This window comes from Rhodospira trueperi, assembly GCF_900101965.1.
Classification (GTDB): Bacteria; Pseudomonadota; Alphaproteobacteria; order Rhodospirillales; family Rhodospirillaceae; genus Rhodospira; species Rhodospira trueperi.
In genome coordinates this window covers 176,810-196,040 of sequence record NZ_FNAP01000006.1, presented here as the reverse complement: position 1 = coordinate 196,040, position 19,231 = coordinate 176,810, and the positions used below count along the sequence as shown (strand labels likewise).

The 19,231-nt window shown below is 69.5% G+C and carries 15 protein-coding genes and 1 tRNA gene; 7 read left to right on the top strand and 9 right to left on the bottom strand.

The window, feature by feature from the left end; genetic code table 11:
- Positions 1–289 precede the first annotated feature (289 nt).
- The 3 genes from BLS85_RS09840 to BLS85_RS09830 form a co-directional block, all read right to left on the bottom strand.
- Positions 290–376, bottom strand: a tRNA-Leu gene (locus BLS85_RS09840).
- 245 nt (positions 377–621) lie between these two features.
- Complete coding sequence (locus BLS85_RS09835) at positions 622–912, bottom strand: hypothetical protein (RefSeq protein WP_092785731.1); 291 nt, start codon at positions 910–912, stop codon at positions 622–624.
- Positions 912–1,436 carry a hypothetical protein gene (locus BLS85_RS09830; protein ID WP_092785729.1) on the bottom strand — a complete coding sequence of 175 codons (525 nt, stop codon included), beginning with the start codon at positions 1,434–1,436 and terminating at the stop codon, positions 912–914. Before BLS85_RS09830 ends, BLS85_RS09835 begins: the two co-directional genes overlap by 1 nt.
- Before the next feature lie 372 nt (positions 1,437–1,808).
- Between BLS85_RS09830 and BLS85_RS09825 the strand changes: the two genes are divergently transcribed.
- The 4 genes from BLS85_RS09825 to BLS85_RS09810 all read left to right on the top strand — a co-directional run bounded on the left by BLS85_RS09825 (position 1,809) and on the right by BLS85_RS09810 (position 6,123).
- Positions 1,809–2,204, top strand: a complete 396-nt coding sequence (locus tag BLS85_RS09825) for a DUF952 domain-containing protein (RefSeq protein WP_245699168.1) — start codon at positions 1,809–1,811, stop codon at positions 2,202–2,204.
- Positions 2,201–3,274 carry a quinone-dependent dihydroorotate dehydrogenase gene (locus tag BLS85_RS09820; protein ID WP_092785727.1) on the top strand — a complete coding sequence of 358 codons (1,074 nt, stop codon included), beginning with the start codon at positions 2,201–2,203 and terminating at the stop codon, positions 3,272–3,274. Before BLS85_RS09825 ends, BLS85_RS09820 begins: the two co-directional genes overlap by 4 nt.
- Complete coding sequence (locus tag BLS85_RS09815; protein WP_092785725.1) at positions 3,271–4,155, top strand: TIGR01459 family HAD-type hydrolase; 885 nt, start codon at positions 3,271–3,273, stop codon at positions 4,153–4,155. The genes BLS85_RS09820 and BLS85_RS09815 overlap by 4 nt, the downstream gene beginning before the upstream one ends.
- Before the next feature lie 66 nt (positions 4,156–4,221).
- A complete protein-coding gene (locus tag BLS85_RS09810; RefSeq protein ID WP_092785723.1) occupies positions 4,222–6,123 on the top strand; it encodes an ABC-F family ATP-binding cassette domain-containing protein in 1,902 nt (633 codons plus the stop codon).
- A 4-nt stretch (positions 6,124–6,127) separates the two neighbouring features.
- Here BLS85_RS09810 and BLS85_RS09805 read toward each other — a convergent pair whose 3' ends face one another.
- The gene (locus tag BLS85_RS09805; protein ID WP_176793569.1) at positions 6,128–7,057 is read right to left on the bottom strand and encodes a glycosyltransferase family 2 protein; all 930 of its coding nucleotides are present in this window, start codon (positions 7,055–7,057) and stop codon (positions 6,128–6,130) included.
- Between the two features lie 199 nt (positions 7,058–7,256).
- On the opposite strand from BLS85_RS09805, the gene BLS85_RS19090 reads away from it, so the two are divergent.
- Positions 7,257–7,655, top strand: a complete 399-nt coding sequence (locus BLS85_RS19090) for a hypothetical protein (RefSeq protein ID WP_176793567.1) — start codon at positions 7,257–7,259, stop codon at positions 7,653–7,655.
- A 107-nt stretch (positions 7,656–7,762) separates the two neighbouring features.
- Here BLS85_RS19090 and BLS85_RS09795 read toward each other — a convergent pair whose 3' ends face one another.
- The 4 genes from BLS85_RS09795 to dapF form a co-directional block, all read right to left on the bottom strand.
- Positions 7,763–9,238: a diguanylate cyclase domain-containing protein gene (locus BLS85_RS09795; RefSeq protein WP_176793565.1), complete on the bottom strand. Its 1,476-nt coding sequence runs from the start codon at positions 9,236–9,238 to the stop codon at positions 7,763–7,765.
- A gap of 401 nt (positions 9,239–9,639) precedes the next feature.
- Entirely contained in the window at positions 9,640–11,958 is a 2,319-nt protein-coding gene (gene ftsY, locus BLS85_RS19780) for a signal recognition particle-docking protein FtsY (protein WP_425438476.1), read from the bottom strand.
- On the bottom strand, positions 11,955–13,223 hold the full coding sequence (mtaB, locus tag BLS85_RS09785; protein ID WP_092785715.1) for a tRNA (N(6)-L-threonylcarbamoyladenosine(37)-C(2))-methylthiotransferase MtaB: 1,269 nt from the start codon (positions 13,221–13,223) through the stop codon (positions 11,955–11,957). Before mtaB ends, ftsY begins: the two co-directional genes overlap by 4 nt.
- The gene (gene dapF / locus BLS85_RS09780; protein WP_342729452.1) at positions 13,220–14,128 is read right to left on the bottom strand and encodes a diaminopimelate epimerase; all 909 of its coding nucleotides are present in this window, start codon (positions 14,126–14,128) and stop codon (positions 13,220–13,222) included. The genes mtaB and dapF overlap by 4 nt, the downstream gene beginning before the upstream one ends.
- A gap of 236 nt (positions 14,129–14,364) precedes the next feature.
- Here dapF and BLS85_RS09775 point away from each other — a divergent pair, with 236 nt between their 5' ends.
- The gene (locus tag BLS85_RS09775; protein ID WP_092785711.1) at positions 14,365–14,925 is read left to right on the top strand and encodes a DUF2889 domain-containing protein; all 561 of its coding nucleotides are present in this window, start codon (positions 14,365–14,367) and stop codon (positions 14,923–14,925) included.
- Positions 14,926–15,041: 116 nt separating this feature from the next.
- Positions 15,042–16,427, top strand: coding sequence for an AmpG family muropeptide MFS transporter (locus tag BLS85_RS09770; RefSeq protein WP_092785709.1), 1,386 nt, complete (start codon positions 15,042–15,044; stop codon positions 16,425–16,427).
- A gap of 149 nt (positions 16,428–16,576) precedes the next feature.
- On the opposite strand, the gene BLS85_RS09765 is transcribed toward BLS85_RS09770, so the two are convergent.
- Positions 16,577–19,195 (bottom strand): penicillin-binding protein 1A, encoded by a 2,619-nt coding sequence (locus BLS85_RS09765; RefSeq protein ID WP_092785707.1) that lies wholly within the window; start codon positions 19,193–19,195, stop codon positions 16,577–16,579.
- Between the last annotated feature and the right edge of the window lie 36 nt (positions 19,196–19,231).

Sequence of the window (19,231 nt, the reverse complement as noted above, 5' to 3'; positions counted from 1 at the left end):
GACGAGCCGCAGGCACCGCAGGACACGGGTTGAGACGTGGGGCGTGATGCGTGACAGCATCCGGACAGACTCGATCCGCCGCAATCGGAGGCGCGCTGCCCTTCGGTGCCGATCAGCGGGGGTGCCGATCAGCGGGCCGCCGCCCATAGGGCACCACCGCACCGCCTTGTTCGTGATAACAAACCCGGATCGGCATGGCCGACTGGGTCCATGCGTGACCAACGCTATGGTCCGCACCGGCTTCCGCGTGCGCGAACAGGGGAGCAAAACTGCCGTCGGCCTGATGGGATGGTGCCCAGGAGAAGACTCGAACTTCCACGGCCTTGCGGCCACAGGTACCTGAAACCTGCGCGTCTACCAATTCCGCCACCTGGGCAGGGGCGCGGTGCGGTCGCGCACCGGAGGCCGGGTTTCTACCCATCCGACGGCCCCCTGTCAATGGAGAATTCCCGGGGTCCCGGGCCATCGCTCTTCAAGTCCGTGCGGGCGGAACACGGCACGGTCGCCAAGCCCGGCGCGATCGATGTGGCGCCGGAAACCCTGTACGCGGGCTCGGTGCCGGTGGCCTCGGCAGCGCAGACGCACCGACACCCCGGGTCGGTCTAGGGTGGCCGCAGGGGATCACCGGCGCTTGTTGTATCCCTTGTAGATGTCGTGCGGGCCGACGTCCTCGACCACGAAATATCCGCCTGCGTCATCCCGCACGCGCCTCAAGATGAACCTGTTCTGCCCGCCCGCTTTCATTTCCCAGAGTTCGCCGTTGTGCCCTTCCATCGGCTTCAGGCTCAGAGACCTGCCTGGCGGTGTTTTGGACAGCTTTTCCAGGGAGCGGTCAGCCCGGCAACGATCCTCCGGCCGAAGCTGTTTGGCGGCGCGCTTGTCGTATTTGTCGCCCTTGACCCACCGTGCCATCAGCCAAGCGAACGCTCGTAGGCGTCCAGGTCCATCGGCTGTCCCTGGATGGGTCCGACCGGCGCGCCTGGCTGGCACCGGGCCCTGACGGCCATGAGGGTCCATCGGGCGTCGCGGCAGATTTCTGCATTCTCGGTGTTGATGCCGGCGAGTTCGCGCCCGGCCTCGGCAAGGACGGGCAGAACGGCCGGATTCTCTTCCCGCGCTGCCTGCTCGGCGATATCCAGCGCCCGCGCCAGTTCGTCCTGATCCTGAGACAGGGTCGATTCCCACGTCGTGATGCCATCGACCAGCGCGTCCAGAACATCGCTTTCAACGGTCTCGCCTGCGTTGCACCGCTCCAGACACGACTGCGCCACTGTCCTGAAGTCCGTGGATGTGTTGCGGATCAACGCAGCCGTTTGATCGGTGTGTTCCTTGAACAGCGCGCGAATCTCGTCCACCTGCCGATGCTGGCGGGTGAGGGCTTCAAGATAGCCATAGTCCGCGACCGGCGCGGACGACTGTTCCAGAGCGTGAGCCATTATGCGATTCAAGGTGGGTATGTCCGCACCGTCAAGCCATAATCGCGCAGGGCAATCGGGTGAATGCACCTTTGGCGAAACGCGAGACTTTGTAGGGCGGGTTCGCGCCGAAGGCGCAACCCGCCGCATCACCGCCACGCGGCGGATTGCCCCGCTTCGCGGGCCGAATCCGCCCTACCTGGATAAATGATGGTGGGGCGTTCCGTCACAAGGCATAGGATCCACACGTCTTAATTGCCGCGTCTTTGCGACCACACCCTCTTCCACCCGATTGCCCTGAATAATCGCGCGACGGACGCCCCCGCTGCCACGGCTCCGCAACGGTCGCCGGAAAGGTTTCATCCGGCGCGGGAAATGGGATAGTCTTCCGCCATGATCGACACCGACTCTCAGGCCCCACCCCGCCGCCTGCTGTACCGGGTGTGCCAGATACAGGACTGGCGCGCGGCCGTCTCGGCCGGCGTCTTCACCGGCTCGGACACCGACCGGGCGGACGGATTCATCCACCTGTCGGCCGCCGATCAGGTCGAACGGACGCTGACCACCCATTATTCCGGGGTGCCGTCGCTGATCCTGCTCACGCTGGACGGCGCGCGGCTTGACGGGGAGGTGCGGTGGGAGGCGGCGCGCGGCGGTGCCCCGTTCCCGCACCTCTACGGCACGATTCCCATGCTGGCGGTGCTGGCGGCCCTGCCTTTGCCGGATGATCGCGAGAACCGAATGATGCTGCCGCCCCTGTCCGACAGACTCGGAGATCTGGCCCCATGAAGCCCATGTTCCTGAGCCTGCTGCACGGCATGGACCCGGAAAAGGCCCATGACCTCAGCGTTCGCACGCTGGCGCGCGGGCTGGGGCCGACCCTGCCGCCCCCGGACAACCCGGCCCTGGCGGTGGAGGTCTTCGGCCGGCGCTTCAACAATCCGCTGGGCATGGCGGCGGGCTACGACAAGAACGCCCTGGTGCCGGATGCCTGCCTGCGCATGGGCTTCGGCTTCGTCGAGGTGGGCGGCATCACCCCCCTGCCCCAGCCCGGCAACCCGCGTCCGCGTCTGTTCCGGCTGCCGGACGACGGCGCCATCATCAACCGCATGGGCCTGAACAACGAGGGCATGATCGTCGCCTATGACCGCCTGTCGCGCCGGCCGCGCTGGGAGAATCGGGGGCTGGTCGCCGTCAATCTGGCCAAGAACGCCGACACGCCCATCGAACACGCCGCCGACGACTACGCCACCGTCGCCGCCGTGTTGGGGCCGCACGCCGATCTGCTGGTGCTCAACCTGTCCTCGCCCAACACCGAGGGGCTGCGGCGGCTTCAGGAACCCGACCTGCTGCGCGGCGTCATCCGCCGGGTGCGGGCCGCCCTGCCGACGCGGGTCACCGTGCCCCTGCTGGCCAAGATCTCGCCCGACCTGACCGACGCCGAGATGGAGGCCGTGGCCGCCATCGCGCTGGAGGCCGACAATCCGCTCGACGGGCTGGTCTGCGTCAACACCACCACGGCGCGGCCGGACAGCCTGACCCATCCGGCCCGTCAGGAAACTGGGGGCCTGTCCGGCGTGCCCCTGAAGGCGCGCTCCATGGAGGTGCTGCGCTTCATGGCGGCGCGCCTGTATGGGCGAGTGCCGCTGGTGTCGGTCGGCGGCGTCGACAGCGCCGAGGACATCCTGGCGCGGCTGCGCGCCGGGGCCAGTCTGGTCCAGATCTACACCGCGCTGGTCTATGCCGGCCCGCGCCTTGTCCCCAAGCTGAAGACCGATCTGCTGGCCCTCATGGAAGAGCAGGGCATCGGTTCGCTTCAGGACGCCATCGGCACCGACCTGAAGGCGGTCGCCGCATGACCACCCCCGCCGTTCCGGTGCTGCCGGGCCTGGAGACGCTGTGCGCCGGCCGCGACGGCCTGATTCTCGACCTGTGGGGCGTGATCCACGACGGCCACAGCGCCTATCCAGGCGTGGCCGAGGCGCTGGCCCGCATCCGCGACGCCGGCCTGGCCACCGTGATGCTGACCAACGCGCCGCGCCTGTCGGGACCGATCGTCGAGACCATGGAAGGCATGGGCCTGCCCCGCGACCTGTACGGCGGCATCCTGTCGTCTGGGGACGCGGTCCACCAGGAGCTTCGCGACCGAACCGATCCGGCCTTCGCCGCGCTGGGCCGGCGGCTCTGGCACCTGGGGCCGGAGCGCGACCGCACTGTGTTCGAGGGCCTGGACCTTGATGTGGTCGAGGTCCCCGAGGCCGCCGACTTCGTGCTCAACACCGGGCCGTGGTCGTTCGACGAGACCGTGGCCGACTATCAGGCGCGCCTGGACCGCTGCCGCGCGGCCGGCCTGCCCATGGTGTGCGCCAACCCCGACCACGTGGTGATCCGCGAGGGCCGAAAGGTGATCTGCGCCGGAGCACTCGCCGCCCGCTATGCCGAGATGGGGGGCGCGGTGATCGACCGGGGCAAGCCCGATCCGGCCATCTATGACCGTGCGCTGGCACGTCTGGGCGTGACCGACCGGCGCCGGGTGCTGGCCGTGGGCGACGGGCTGCACACCGACATCCGGGGTGCGGCCGCCGCCGGCATCGACGCGGTGTTCGTCACCGGCGGGCTGTACGCCGAACCGCTGGGCCTGACCCGCCACGGCGAGCGGCCCGACCCGGAGCGCGTCGCCGCCCTGTGCGCCGCCGAGGGCGTGGCCCCCATCGCCGCCATCCCCGCCCTGGTGTGGTGAGCACGGCGACCGGATCGCCGTCGCCCCTGTCCCCGCCCGCCGCCGCGTGCTATCACCCGCCCCGTCATGCTTCAGATCAAGGACCTCACATACCGTATCGCCGGCCGGGTGCTGTTCGACGGCGCCAGCGCGACCCTGCCCGCCGGGGCCCGCGTCGGGCTGGTGGGCCGCAACGGCACCGGCAAATCGACGCTTCTGCGCCTGATCCTGGGCGAGGCGGCGCCGGACGGTGGCGCCATCGAGGTCCACCCGCGCGCCCGCGTCGGCCGGCTGGCGCAGGAGGCGCCGGAGGGTGACACGCCGCTGATTCATTGCGTGCTGGCCGCCGACACCGAACGCGCCGCGCTCCTCGAAGAGGAACAGCGCACCACCGACGGCCACCGCATCGCCGAGATCCACGAGCGCCTGACGACCATCGACCACCACACCGCCGAGGCCCGCGCCGCGCGCATCCTGTCCGGCCTGGGCTTTCCGGCCGAGGCCCACGGTCGGCCGGTGGGCGACTATTCGGGCGGCTGGCGCATGCGCGTGGCCCTGGCCGCCGTGCTGTTCGCGCGGCCGGACCTGCTGCTGCTGGACGAGCCCACCAACCACCTGGACCTAGAGGCGACACTGTGGCTGGAGGGGCACCTGGCCACCTATCCCGGCACGGTGCTGATCATCAGCCACGACCGCGCCCTGTTGAACCGGGCGGTCAACCGCATCTGGCACCTGGACGGCTGCAAGCTGACCGCTTACGGCGGCGCCTATGACACGTTCGAGAAGACGCGCCGCGAGCAACTCGACCTCCAGGCCCGCGCCTACGAAAAACAACAGGCGCAGCGCCAGAAGATTCAGTCGTTCATCGACCGCTTCCGCGCCAAGGCCACCAAGGCCCGGCAGGCGCAAAGCCGCGTCAAGCTGCTGGAAAAGATGGAGATGGTGGCGCCGGTGGTCGAGGATCACGCCATCTCCTTCGACTTCCCGGAACCGCAACCGCTGGCCCCGCCGCTGGTGGCCATTGAGGACGGCGTGGCGGGTTACGGCGAGACGGCGGTGCTGCGGCGGCTGAACCTGCGCCTCGACATGGACGACCGCGTCGCCCTGCTGGGCGCCAACGGCAACGGCAAGTCCACGCTGGCCAAGGTGCTGGCCGGGCGAATGGACCTGATGTCCGGCTCGCTGAAGGCGTCGAACAAGCTGACGGTGGGCTACTTCGCCCAGCATCAGCTTGATGAACTGGTGTTCGGGCAGACGCCGCTGTGGCATCTGCGCCGGGCCATGCCGGACGCCAACGACACCAAGTTGCGGGCGCATCTGGGCCGGTTCGACTTCACCGCCCGGCACGTCGATACGACGGTTGGCAACCTGTCGGGCGGCGAGAAGGCGCGGCTGCTCATCGCCCTGATGAGCCGCGAGGCGCCGCACCTGATGATCCTCGACGAGCCCACCAACCACCTGGACATCGACACCCGCGAGGCCCTGGTGGCGGCGCTGAACGCGTTCTCGGGCGCGGTGGTGCTCATCACCCACGACCCGCACCTGGTGGAGCTGGCGGCCGACCGGCTGTGGCTGGTGGACGGCGGCACGGTGGCGCCGTTCGAGGGTGACATGGGCGACTATCGCCGCCTGCTGCTGGAGCGTGCCCGCGAGGAGCGGCGCGAGGCCAAGACCGACAGTGAGGCGCCGAAGGGCGCGACGGCCCGCGACCGCAAGGACGACCGTCGCGCCGCCGCCGAGATGCGCCAGCGCACCGCGCCGCTGCGCAAGGCCATCCAGGCGGCGGAAAAAAACCTGGAGCGCCTGACCGCCGAAAAGGCCCGGATCGAGGACAAGCTGGCCGACCCCGCGCTCTACGACGGCCCGACCGACCGGTTGACGGCGCTGCAGAAGGATCTGGGCGCCATCACCAAAAACATCGAGGCCGCCGAAACGGCCTGGATGGAGGCTCAGGAGGCGCTGGAAACCGCTGAGGCGGCCGAGCCGTAGCCGCCTACCCGCGCCCCACCACCCGCCGCAGGGCGCGCCACGTCGCGCGGGTTTCCCGGGACATCATGGCGGGCCATTCGGCCACCGCCTGGGCCAGAAGGGCGAACGCCAGGGTCCGGGGCGCGCCGTCGCGCCGCGCGGCGACGGCCAGCGCGCGCCGGTGACGCGCCCGGACCGCGTGCCGCCGCGTCCACAGATCCGGGTCCTCGGCGACCGCGCGCGTCCAGAGGCGGTCCCACGTTTGCAGGGAGGGTGGCGACCCGGCCACGGAGCCCGGGCGTCCATCTGACACTGGGGCGCTGGCGCCCAGCGTGATGCCCACGTTGCCGGAAATGGCCCGCAGCAGCCAGTCCTCGACCATGGCATGGTGCATGGTCTCGTCGAAGCCGCCGATCCGGGTCCAGGCGGCGTGGGAGATGATCAGCGGCGCCGTCGGATCCGGCGAGGCCTCGCGCATCAACGCCGTCGGCGTCAGCGGGGTGGGCGCGGCGCCGTCGTCCGCAGGGCATCCAGGCGACCCAAGGACTGCGGCCACGGGTTGCCCGTGCGCCGTCATCTGCTGCTGCCAGACGGTCAGCGCGTCGGGCCGCAGCCGGGTCCCCGGGGTCACGAAGGCCAGCAGCGGACCGCGGGCGAGCAGAGCGCCCGCGTTGCGGGCGGATTTGGCGGTCAGGCCCGGCGCCCGCAGCGGCCGCAGGGAGGGATCGATGACCGTGAAACCGCGCAGCACCCGCGTCGTTTCCGCGTCGGTGTCGGTATCGACCACGATCACCTCGTGCGCCGGCGCGGTCAGGGTGAGCATGGAGGCCAGGGTCTCGTGCAGCGCGGCGGGCTCGGACGGACCCGCGACGATGATGGAGAAGACCGGGCCGGCCGGCTGGCCTCCGCCGGAGCCCATCGGAGTCTCACGATCAGTCTGAACGGGCATGAACATGAACGGGTCTCCTAGGGCGGGGCGCGGAAGCCGGGGCCGGCGCTGTCGGGTGGGATGATGCCCCGAAGATTTCAAGCGCCGTGCCAGATCCCGCCCGCGCCCGGCGACAATCGCCGGCCGGGTCATAATGTTTCGCGCGGGCGTTCGCTGTGATCCTTTATGTGTTATAACAAACGCTGGTGATCGGGTTTCGACCCCTGTGGAGCGGAAACCGGGGCACGGGATCCGCCATCTGAAAGGGCCAAAACTTCCCAAAGCCCTCTTTGATCGTGTCATTCTGGAAGAACGCCGCCACCTCGACCGGCAGGTCGTCACATTGACGCGCGATCTCGGTCAATATGACAAGGCGGGCGTCGGCGTTTCACGGCGGACGTCCGTGTGGCGTCGGTTATGCCCTGCGGAACCGAATCCGATCAATCCACTCAGGCCAATGGATGTCCGTGCTGGGCAGAACGTCCAGGTCTTGCGGGGCAACACGATCGGTCAAGATCGCGACATTGAGGCACGGCCAGCGGGCGCCAAGCGCTCGGATGCCGTCGAAGTCCCGAAAGTCGGCCGCATCGCCAATGGTCTGCGTGGTCTTGTACAGCACGTCTGAATCGCGGGCCGCGTCGCACTCCAAGCTGCTCCCGTACCGCGACAACGTGCCGCACGATCAGCACCCGAGGGGCGACCTGACAGCCGGGGCAGGGCGACAGGCCCACGTCATGTCGCCGACTCGTCCGGTGTGCCGCCGATCGTGGCAACGTCTTGCTCGAAGAAACATGCGCGGTGCTTGCCGGCCCGTTTGGCCGCATAGAGCGCCTGATCGGCTTCGTGCATGGCTTGCGCCGTGGTTCCGCCACTCGACGGGTCCCAACGGGCGATGCCGATGCTGCAACCGACCGTGCAGGGGGTCTCTCCGACCAGGAACGGCTGGTCGAACTTGGCCAGGACCCGATCCGCCACGATCGAGGCATGGGCTCTCCATTGGTCCGTCTCCATGTGCAGCACGAGGATGAACTCGTCGCCCCCGAGGCGTGCCACCACCTCGCCGCCCCGGACGACCTGCCGCAGCCGTTGGGCGACCTCGACAAGCAATTCGTCGCCGGCGGCGTGGCCGAACTGGTCATTGACCGGCTTGAACCCGTCCAGATCGAGGCAAAGGAACCCCAGCGCGGCGCCCTCGCGTGTGGCCCGGGCCGACATCAGCGAAAGGTGACCGTCAAGGCCGGCCCGATTGGTCAGTCCCGTCAATGTGTCGTGGTGGGCGACCGTCTCCATTAGGGTGCGGCTGCGGATCAACGCGTCCAGCGCCGTCGAGAGGCTGTCGATTTCGGTGACGCCGCTGTTGCAGGGGATGTCCGCGGCCTCGCCTTCGCGCAGACGATCGGCCACCGCCGCGATGCGGCTGAGTGGTCGAGTGATCCAAAGCGCCATCCACCGGCCACAGACCGCGAACACGGCCGCGACCCCGGCCCCCCACGCCAGCAGGATCCACTGCACGGTCGCGACCGGGGCAAGCGCCGTCGCGACGGGCTGGCGCGCCACCACCGTCCAGCCCAGCCCCGGATAGTCCTTGTGGCCGTAGCCGACCGCATATCCAGTCAGATAGGCTTTGCCGTCGGGCCAGGTTTCGATGCCGCCATAGGTTCCGTAGGTTCTGGCCAGTTGCAGGCCGGGGAGCGCGAACACCTGACCGATGGCATCCTTCGGCCCCAACAAGACCGTATCGCCCCAACCGCTGACCACGAAAAGATCCAGTTCCGAACCGCCTTCTGTCTTCAGAACCGTTTGCAACACCTCGTCGGCCCAGGTCCAACTCAGATGAGCAGCCAGCACGCCGTTCGGTGGTCCGTCGCCGCCAGGAATCACGGGGATGCCGACATCGACGAACTTCATCGGTTCGCCGGACGGGTCGGGCAGCAGATTGGCGAGCATGACCGCTTCGTGGACATCGCCAACGTAGGGCCCTGTTTGGGCGCCGAAGAAGACCGGGCGATGAGCGATGTTGACGCCTTCGAGAATGCCGCCGGTGGCCGCGACGACCGTACCGTCGGCATCCAATCGTCCGATCCAGGCGAAACTGGGGACGCTGGTCTGCAAGGAGTCGAGAAGTTCACGCACCCCTTCAGGATCATCGAGGGTTTTGAGCGGGGCAAGCTGGGACAACAGCGAAATCTGGACCTGGCGGGCCTGCATGTAGCGGTCCAGGGAGTCGGCGATGTGGGACGCGGTGGCGGTCAGGGACCGGGAGATGCTCGTCTGAAGGGCGTTCGCCGTGCGCTGCTCGACGATACTGGTGTAGAACGCGACTGGCGCGATGGCCGCCAGGGCCAAGGCGATGGCGAGCCGGGTTTTCAGACTGACGGGGCGTGACCGAGAAACCATTGCATTCGGAGGTCACCTTGACCGCGAGGACGCTGGGTCAGGCAGCCCCCGCTCCACGTGGATGGGGCGAATTGCCACGGCACGGACGTTCGCCTCCTAACGATAATGTCGCCTTCAACACCAGAACAAGCCTTGCTTGACCTTTTTTTTGTGCAATGCGACGGCTTGCCACAACGATGAAAAGCGCATCCAAGGCGTAAGCTCGCGAAAATTCACAGCCCCATCAGGCTGCTGGCGAACTCGTCGGCGCGGAAGGGGCGCAGGTCCTCCACCGCCTCGCCGATGCCGACGAAGTGGATGGGCAGGCCGAACTGCTCGGCGAGCGACAGCACCACGCCGCCCTTGGCCGTGCCGTCCAGCTTGGTCACCGCAAGGCCGGTCACACCGATCATCTCCTGGAACACCTTGACCTGCTGCACGGCGTTCTGGCCGACGGTGGCGTCGATGACCAACAGCACCGTATGCGGCGCGGTTTCGTCCAGCTTCTTGATCACGCGGACGATCTTCTTCAGTTCGTCCATCAGTTCGGTGCGGTTCTGCAACCGGCCGGCGGTGTCGATCAGCAGCACGTCGTCGTTGCGCGCGCGGGCCTCTTGGATGGCGTCGAAGGCCAGTCCAGCGGCGTCGGCCCCGGTCTTGCGGGCGACCACGGGGCAGTCGGTGCGTTCGCCCCAGATCCGGAGCTGTTCCACCGCCGCCGCGCGGAAGGTGTCGCCGGCCGCCAGCGAGACCTGAATGTCCCAGTCGGTCAACTGCCGCGCCATCTTGCCGATGGTCGTGGTCTTGCCGGAGCCGTTGACGCCGACCACCAGCACCACATGCGGCTTTGGCTGTTTCTGGATCGCCAGCGGAACGGCCACCGGTTCCAGCAGCGTGGCCAGCTCGCCGGCGAAGTGCTCGCGCACCTCCTGTTCGGTCGGATTGGGGCCGAAGCGAGCGCGGGACAGCGACTGGATCAGGTCGCTGGCCGTCTTGACGCCCAGGTCGGACTGGATGAGCACGTCCTCCAGGTATTCCAGCGCCTCGTCGTCGAGGCGGGCGGTCACCATGTGCTCGGTGATGCCGCGCGAAATCTTGGTCGATGAGCGCGTCAGGCCCTGGCGCAGGCGGGCGAAGAAGCCGCCGCCGCCGTCTTTCTTCTTCTTGCGTGGGCTTTCGCCCCATTCGATGTGGTGGAGGTTGGGGTCGAGGGCCGGTTCCTCGGGGGGTGGTTCTTCCCGGCCCCGATCCTTCTTGTGGGCCTTTTGATCCGCCTCCTCGCGCTGGCGGCGCTCCTCCTCCTCGCGGGCGAGACGTTCGGCCTCCTCGCGCTGGCGGCGCTCCTCCTCCTCGCGGGCGAGACGCGCGGCCTCCTCGCGCTGGCGGCGCTCCTCCTCCTCGCGCTGGCCGCGCTCCTCCTCGCGGGCGAGACGCGCGGCCTCCTCGCGCTGGCGGCGCTCCTCCTCCTCGCGGGCGAGACGTTCGGCCTCCTCGCGCTGGCGGCGCTCCTCCTCCTCACGGGCGAGACGCGCGGCCTCCTCGCGCTGGCGGCGCTCCTCCTCCTCACGGGCGAGACGTTCGGCCTCCTCGCGCTGGCGGCGCTCCTCCTCCGCGCGGGCGAGACGTTCGGCCTCCTCGCGCTGGCGGCGCTCCTCCTCCGCGCGGGCGAGACGTTCGGCCTCCTCGCGCTGGCCGCGCTCCTCCTCACGGGCGAGACGTTCGGCCTCCTCGCGCTGGCGGCGCTCCTCCTCCTCACGGGCGAGACGTTCGGCCTCTTCCTGCTGGCGGCGCTCCTCCTCCTCGCGGGCGAGACGCGCGGCCTCCTCGCGCTGGCGGCGCTCCTCCTCCTCGCGGGCGAGACGCGCGGCCTCCTCGCGCTGGCGGCGCTCCTCCTCCTCGCGGGCGAGACGCGCGGCCTCCTCGCGCTGGCGGCGCTCCTCCTCCTCGCGGGCGAGACGCGCGGCCTCTTCTTCGCGCTGGCGGCGCTCCTCCTCCTCACGGGCGAGGCGCGCGGCCTCTTCTTCGCGCTGGCGGCGCTCTTCTTCCTCGCGGGCGAGACGCGCGGCCTCCTCGCGCTGGCGGCGCTCTTCTTCCTCGCGGGCGAGACGCGCGGCCTCTTCTTCGCGCTGGCCGCGCTCCTCCTCACGGGCGAGGCGCGCGGCCTCTTCCTGCTGGCGGCGCTCCTCCTCCTCGCGGGCGAGACGCGCGGCCTCCTCGCGCTGGCGGCGCTCCTCCTCCTCGTCCACCCGGGGGATCTTGCCGCCGAACATGCTCTCGGCGAGCGCCTGAGCCTCGGCCTCGCGCGCGGCCGCCTCGATCCGGGCGCGCTCCTCCTCCTCGGCGCGCGCCTCGGCGTCCGCCTCCGCCCGGGCGCGGGCCTCCGCTTCTTCCCGCGCCTGGCGCTCGGCCTCTTCGCGGGCACGGGCCTCGGCCTCGGCGCGGGCGCGCTCCTCACGGGCGCGAGCGCGGGCCTCGTCTTCCTCCCGAATCCGGCGCTCTTCCTCCTCGCGCGCCTGCTGTTCCTTCTTCTTCTTGCCGAAGCCCCAGATCACGCCGACATCCTTTCGTCAGTGGTCGCGGCAAGGCGCCCCTCGCCCGCGCCGGTCAGGCGCACCCGAACCACGGTCCCGGGGGCGGCGTCAAGGTCGGGCGCCAGATCGACCGGAAGGTAGTCCTCGCTGTGGCCGAAGCCGGGCGTTTCCACCAGCACGTCCGCCGTGCCACCGACCCGCCGCGCCAACCGCGCCCCCATGCGCTGGTCACCGGCCGCCCGCAGCGCCGCCGCGCGGGCCTTGGCGACCGGACCCGGGACCGCCGGCATGCGCGCCGCCGGGGTGCCCGGGCGCGGCGAAAACGGGAAGACGTGCAGATGGGTCAGGTCGGCCTCGTCCACCAGGGCCAGCGCGCGCGCGGCCTGCTCATCCGTCTCCGTCGGAAAGCCGGCGATCAGGTCGGCCCCCAGCGCCACCCCAGGGCGCAGGTCGCGCAGCCGCCGGGCCAGATCCACCACGTCGCGGCGCAGGTGGCGTCGCTTCATGCGCTTCAGGATCAGGTCGTCACCGGCCTGGACCGACAGGTGCAGGTGCGGCAGCAGGCGCGGCTCCTCCGCCACCAGGCGCAACAGCTCATCGTCCACCGCCGCCGGATCGAGCGACGACAGCCGCAGGCGCGGCAGGTCGGGAACCTGCTCCAGCAGCCGGCGGACGGCCTGTCCCAGAGAGGGCCGTCCCGGCAGATCCCCGCCGTACGAGGTGATGTCCACGCCGCTCAGCACCACCTCACGGAGCCCGGCCGTGACCAGCATGCGCACCTGCTCCACCAGCCGCCCCAGCGGCACCGAGCGGTTGGGGCCGCGCGCGAACGGGATGACACAGAACGTACAGCGGTGATCGCAGCCCTGTTGCACCTGAACGAAGGCCCGCGTCCGGCTGTCGAACCCCGACAGCAGGTGGCCGGCGGTCTCGCGCGCCTCCATGATGTCGGTCACCAGCAGGGCGTCAGCGCCGTCACGGTAGCTTTCGGCCTCCAGCTTCTCGGTGTTGCCGAGCACGCGGTCCACCTCGGGCATGGCGGCGTAGCGCGCCGGATCGAGTTGCGCGGCGCAGCCGGTGACGACCAAGCGGGCGTCCGGGTTCTCGCGCCGCAGTTTGCGGATGGCCTGGCGGGCCTGACGCTCGGCCTCGGCCGTCACCGCGCAGGTGTTGACGATGATGGCGCCGTCCAGCCCGGCGGCGCGGGCATGCTCACGCATCACCTCGCTTTCATAGCCGTTCAGCCGGCAGCCGAAGGTCACCACTTGGGGATCGCGCGCCGTCATGACAGCAGGCTTTCGTGCAGGGTGCCGGTGAACACCGTGGCCACGGGGCCGGTCATCAGCACATGATCGTCCCCGGCGCGCCAGTCGATGCGCAGCGGGCCGCCGTCCAGCATGACGGTCGTCGGCTGCCTGGGGATCGCCCCCCGGATCACCGCCGCCACCACCACGGCACAGGCGCCGGTGCCGCAGGCCCGGGTGATGCCGGCGCCGCGTTCCCACACCCGCATGCGCAGGGACCCGTCGGGGCGGACGGAGACCACCTCGGCATTCACGCGGTCGGGAAACAGGTCGTGATGCTCGATGATCGGGCCGGTGCCGCGCAGGTCCACCGACTCCGCGTCGGGCACCAGGGCCACCACATGGGGGTTGCCGACCGAGACTCCCACGGCGTCGTTGAATGGCGGCAAGCGCAGGTCTAGATGCAGCGGGTCGCACGGATGAGAGAGGTCGAGGACAGCCGCGTCGGTGCTCGCCCGTCCCATGTCCACCCGCACCGAGTCGCCGTCGGCACGCTCGGCGATGAGCGGGCCGGCCAGGGTGCCCAGAACCACGCGGTCGGTCCCGGCCTCGTCCATCAGCAGGCGGGCCACACAGCGGGTGGCGTTGCCGCAGGCTTCGACCGTGCCGCCGTCGGCGTTGCGGATCCCCATGAAGGCCGTGCTGCCCGGGTGCTCGGGACGCGGCGGCTCGATGGTGATGATCTGGTCGCAGCCCACCCCGACGCGCCGGTCGGCGAGGCGCCGCGCCTGGGCCGGTGTGGGGTCGAACGGACGGGTCCGGGCATCAACGACCACGAAGTCGTTGCCCAGGCCATGCATCTTGCGAAAGGTCAGGCCACTCTGCTCCATGGCGCGGGTTATAGGGCGCCGCCGGAAGGCGGGCAAGGGCCGGTCAGACGTTCTCATTTTGGACCTGTCACCGTTCAGCCGGCTTTCGCTGGGTGTCTGACAGGAGCCCCACGCGCGGATCTCCCACCCTCCCTCCGACGGGGGAAGGAGTCCGAGCGGCACTGTTCGGTCCTTGGTCGTCCAGCCAAACTGAGAACTGCTGAGGGCCGACGGACGGGCCACGCTGGACACGTGCCATACGGTTGCGTATATTAATGACCGTGTCCTCACTCCTTCCGCGACGGTGCCCCCTCATGCCTCTCTCGCCGCCCCTGCCCCGCACGCATATCCACACCCGTCGCATCGACTGCCAGGGCTACCAGCGCGACGATGGGCTGTGGGACATCGAGGCCCGTATCGTCGATACCAAGAGCTACACCTTCTCCAACCACGAGCGCGGCCACATCGCCGCCGGCGAGGCGCTGCACGACATGGTCCTGCGGGTGACGGTGGACGATGACCTGGTGATCCGCGCGGTGGAGGCGGTGACCGAATCGTCGCCCTTCACCATCTGCGGCGACGTCACCCCCAACTTCCAGCGGCTGGTGGGCATGAGCATCGGCGCCGGCTTTTCCGGGCGGGTCAAGCAGGCGCTGGGGCGGGGCGAGGGCTGCACGCACATGGTGGACCTGCTCAAGCCGCTGGCGGCGACGGCGTACCAGACCCTGCACTTCCGCCGCGAGGAGAAGCGCAAGGCCGCCAACACCGGAGAGCGGCCGCCCATCCTGGACACCTGCTACGCGCTGCGCTCGGACGGTCCCATCGTGGCGCGCGAATGGCCGGAGTTCCACACCGGCCCCGACCGGCGGGACTGACGGGGGGCGGGGCGGGGCCTGCGTCGCGGCGGGCTTGCATGGCGGAACCGGGATCCCGATCATGGGCCCCGCGTTTCCGCATCCGCCCGTCCCTCCGACACAGGTGAGTCCCTCCCGTGGCAACCACATTCCCCAGCCTTTCGGACTGGTGGCGCAGCCTCGCCGTTTATCGCGATATCCGCGTCATCCGGGTGCTGTTCCTGGGCTTCGCCAGCGGGCTGCCGTTGCTGCTGGTGTTCTCGACGCTGTCGTACTGGCTGGCCGAGTCCGAGGTCTCCAAGGCGACCATCGGCCTGTTCGCCTTCGCCAGCACCGCTTACGGCTTCAAGTTCCTGTGGTCTCCGCTGGTGGACCGCCTGCGGCTGCCCGTGCTCACCCCGCTGTTCGGGCAGCGGCGCGGCTGGCTGCTGCTGGCGCAAGTGCTCATCATGGGCTGCATGGTCGGGCTGGGATCGACCGACCCGGCCGTTGACCTGTGGTGGACGGCGCTGTGGGCGGTGCTTCTGGCCTTCGCCTCGGCCACCCAGGACATCGTCATCGACGCCTACCGCGTGGAAAGCCTGGAGGAGCACCAATTGGGCGCCGGGGCCGGCACCATCGTTCTGGGCTACCGCCTCGGCATGGTGGTGGCCAGCGGCGGGGCGCTGATCATCGCCGACTTTGCGGGATGGTTCTGGGCTTATGCCGTCATGGCCGGACTGATGGGGATCGGCATCCTGACCGCCCTGCTGAGCCCGGAGCCCGACCGCGCCGCCGCCACCGCCAGCGTGCGCGAGCAGGAATCGCGGGTCGAGGCTCTGCTGGAGCGCACGGCCCATTTGCCGGGCTGGGCGCGCGAGACCCTGGGATTCCTGTACGGCGCGGTCGTGTGCCCGTTCGTGGACTTCATGACACGGCGGCACTGGATCTGGATCCTGGTGTTCATCGCGCTCTACAAGTACGGCGATGCGCTGCTGGGTATCATGGCCATGCCGTTCTATGAGGAGATCGGCTTCACCAAGACAGAGGTCGGCGTCATCTCAAAGGGCTACGGGGTCGTGATGACCATCGTCGGCGGCCTGCTCGGCGGCCTGATGGTGGCGCGGCTGGGGATCATGAAGGCCTTGCTGATCTGCGGCGTGGCGCAGGCGGGGTCAAACCTCGTGTTCGCCTGGCAAGCGTACGTGGGCGCGGACATCGGCTGGCTGGTGGTGACCATCAGCGTGGAGAACCTGACCGGCGGCATGGGCACGGCGGCGTTCGTGGCCTACCTGTCGTCCCTGTGCAACATCGCCTATACGGCGACGCAGTACGCGCTGGTCTCCAGCCTGATGAGCTTCGCGCGGACGTTCTTCTCGGCCGGCGGCGGCTGGCTGGCCGATCAGGTGGACTGGGTGACGTATTTCCTGGTCACCACTCTGGCCGCCGTGCCCGGGCTGGTGCTGCTGCTGTGGATGATGCGGACGTTCCCCAGCGAGGTCACCCGCGCGGACCCCAAGGCGGCGCTGGCGGAGGATGATTGAGACGGAAACCGGTTGAATCGTTCGCAGTCCGGCGAACAAGATCGTAGGTTGGGGTGAGCGGAGCCAACCCCAACATCATTCGGATCTGTGGGCCGGATCCGTTGGGGTTCGGTGCCTCGCACCTCACCCCAACCTACGGCAAGGCGGCCTCAGTACAACCCGCCCGCCTGGGGCGCGGCGCCGCCTCCGCCACCGGTGGGCGGCGGCGGGGGCAGCGCTCCGGTGCCGGTGCCGGTGCCGGTCTGACCGCCACCGGGGGGAACCGGCTGGCCCGGCTGGGCCGTCCAGACGCCACCCGCCGTGCCGGGCATGGGCACCACGCCGACACCCTGGGTGGACGGCACGGAATAGGCGGAGCCGTAATCGGAATAGCCGCCTCCGTCGTCATAGGCGCCCATAGCCGATCCGTCCAGGACCGTCGGATTGCGTTCGGGCCCCTGCCCGGGCTTGAAGGCTTCGGTGATGGTGCCTTCGCCCCCGCCACTGGCGCGCACGCCGGTCTGGCGGTCGATAGTGACGAACTGGATGCCGGGGGGCACGGGGAAGGGCCGGCCCGGTGTGCCTTCCAGCGCGGCCGCCATGAAGTGCCCGAAGATAGGGCCGGCGGTGCGCGCGCCCTGCTCGCGGCTGCCCAGGGTGCGCGGATTGTCGAAGCCGACGAACACGCCGACGGTCAGGTCGGGCGAGGAGCCGACAAACCAGGTGTCGACGGACTCGTTGGAGGTGCCGGTCTTCCCGGCCACCGGCTTGTCCACGATGCGGCCGACGCGCACCCCGGTGCCGCGCTGCACGACGCCCTCCAGGATGGAGATCATCTGATAGGCGGTCAGCGGGTCGGTGACCTGCGGGCGCGGGTCCGGCAGGTCCGGCACCGACTGCCCGGTCCAGCCCACTTCCCGGCAGCGGGCGCAGGGGCGGCCGTCGTGGCGATAGATGGTGCGGCCGTGGCGGTCCTGGATGCGGTCGATCAGGGTGGGATCGATGCGCTTGCCGCCGTTGGCGATCATGGCGTAGGCGGTGGTCAGGCGCAGCACCGTGGTCTCGGTGGATCCCAGCGAGGCGGCCAGATTGCGCGGCATGTCGTCGGAAATGCCGAAGCGCTCCGACACATCGGCGACCTGATCCATTCCGACCGCCTGGGCGAGCCGCACGGTCATCAGGTTGCGCGACTTCTCCACCCCCATGCGCAGGGTCGAGGGACCGTAGAAGCGGTTGGAGTAGTTCTTCGGCTTCCAGGTCGGCAGCCCCGGCCCCTGATCGTACACAAACGGCGCGTCCAGGATGATCGAGGCCGGCGTGTAGCCGTTCTCCAGCGCCGCCATGTAGACGAACGGTTTGAAGGCCGAGCCGGGCTGACGCAACGCCTGGGTGGCGCGGTTGAACTCCGAGCGCTCGGCGGAAAACCCGCCCATCATGGCCAGCACGCGGCCGGTGTGCGGATCGAGGGCCACCAGGGCCCCCTCGACGTCGGGGATCTGGCGCAGAGCGTAGGTATCGGTGGGCGCCCCGTCCTCGTCAACGACCTCTTCAACGAACACCACATCGCCGACCGCCAGCACATCGCCCGGACGGCTCGGCTCCGGGCCGACCCGCTGGTCCTCCAGCCACGGGCGGGCCCAGGTCATGGTCTCGAACGGCATGCTCGCCTTCTTGCCGCCGGGCAGGCCGATGGTCACGGCGTCGGCGCCGATCTCCAGCACCGCCGCCAGCAGCCAGTCGTCGGGCGCGCCGGCCGGCCGTTCCATGGCTTCCAGCGGGGTCATCCAGCCCGGCTCGTCCGGCAGGGTGGCGACCGGTCCGCGCCAGCCGTGGCGCTGGTCATAGGCGACCAGTCCCTCGCGCAGCACCCGGCCGGCGATTTTCTGCAGGCGTGGATCGAGCGTCGAGCGCACGGCCAGACCGCCCTTGTACAGGGCGTCCTCGCCATAGCTCTCGGCCAGCGAGCGGCGGATTTCCTCGGAGAAAAACCCGGCGCCGTAGACCGCCTGGGTCTCGTCACGCTCGCGCACCATGATCGATTCCGCGCGGGCTTTCTCGGCCTGTTCCGGGGTGATGTGTCCGTCGTCCAGCATGCGGCCAATGACCCAGTCGCGGCGGGCGTAGGCGGCGCGCGGCCGGCGGATGGGATGATAGTTGTTGGGCGCCTTGGGCAGCGCGGCCAGGAAGGCGGCCTCGGCGATGGTCAGTTCGTCCACCGACTTGTTGAAGTAGTTCAGCGCGGCGGCGGCGACCCCGTAGGACCCGAAGCCCAGGTAGATCTCGTTGAGGTACAGCTCGAGGATATGATCCTTGCTGAACGCCTGCTCCAGCCGGAAGGCGAGCAGCGCTTCGCGGATCTTGCGCTCAATCGAGACTTCGTTGGTCAGCAGGAAATTCTTGGCCACCTGCTGGGTGATGGTGGAGGCCCCCTCGGGCCGGCGGCCGGTGCTGAGGTTGCGCACGTTGGTGATGATGGCGCGGACCAGCCCCTGCGCATCGATGCCGGGATGGGTGTAGAACGATTTGTCCTCGGCCGAGAGAAAGGCGTTGCGCACGGTCTGCGGAATCGCCTCGATGGGCAGGTAGACGCGCCTTTCGATGGCATACTCGGCCATCAGCCGGCCGTCGGAGGCGTACACCCGGGTGGTGACCGGCGGCTCGTAGGTCTTGAGGTGGCTGTAGCCGGGAAGGTCCTTGCTGAAGTGCCAGAACATGTACCCGGCGGCGGCAAAGCCCACCACCGACAGCACGATGACACTGCTCAGGAACAGCCGGAAGAGTTTCAGCATAGGGGCCGTCGCGCGTTCGCCAGGAAAAGGACCGGT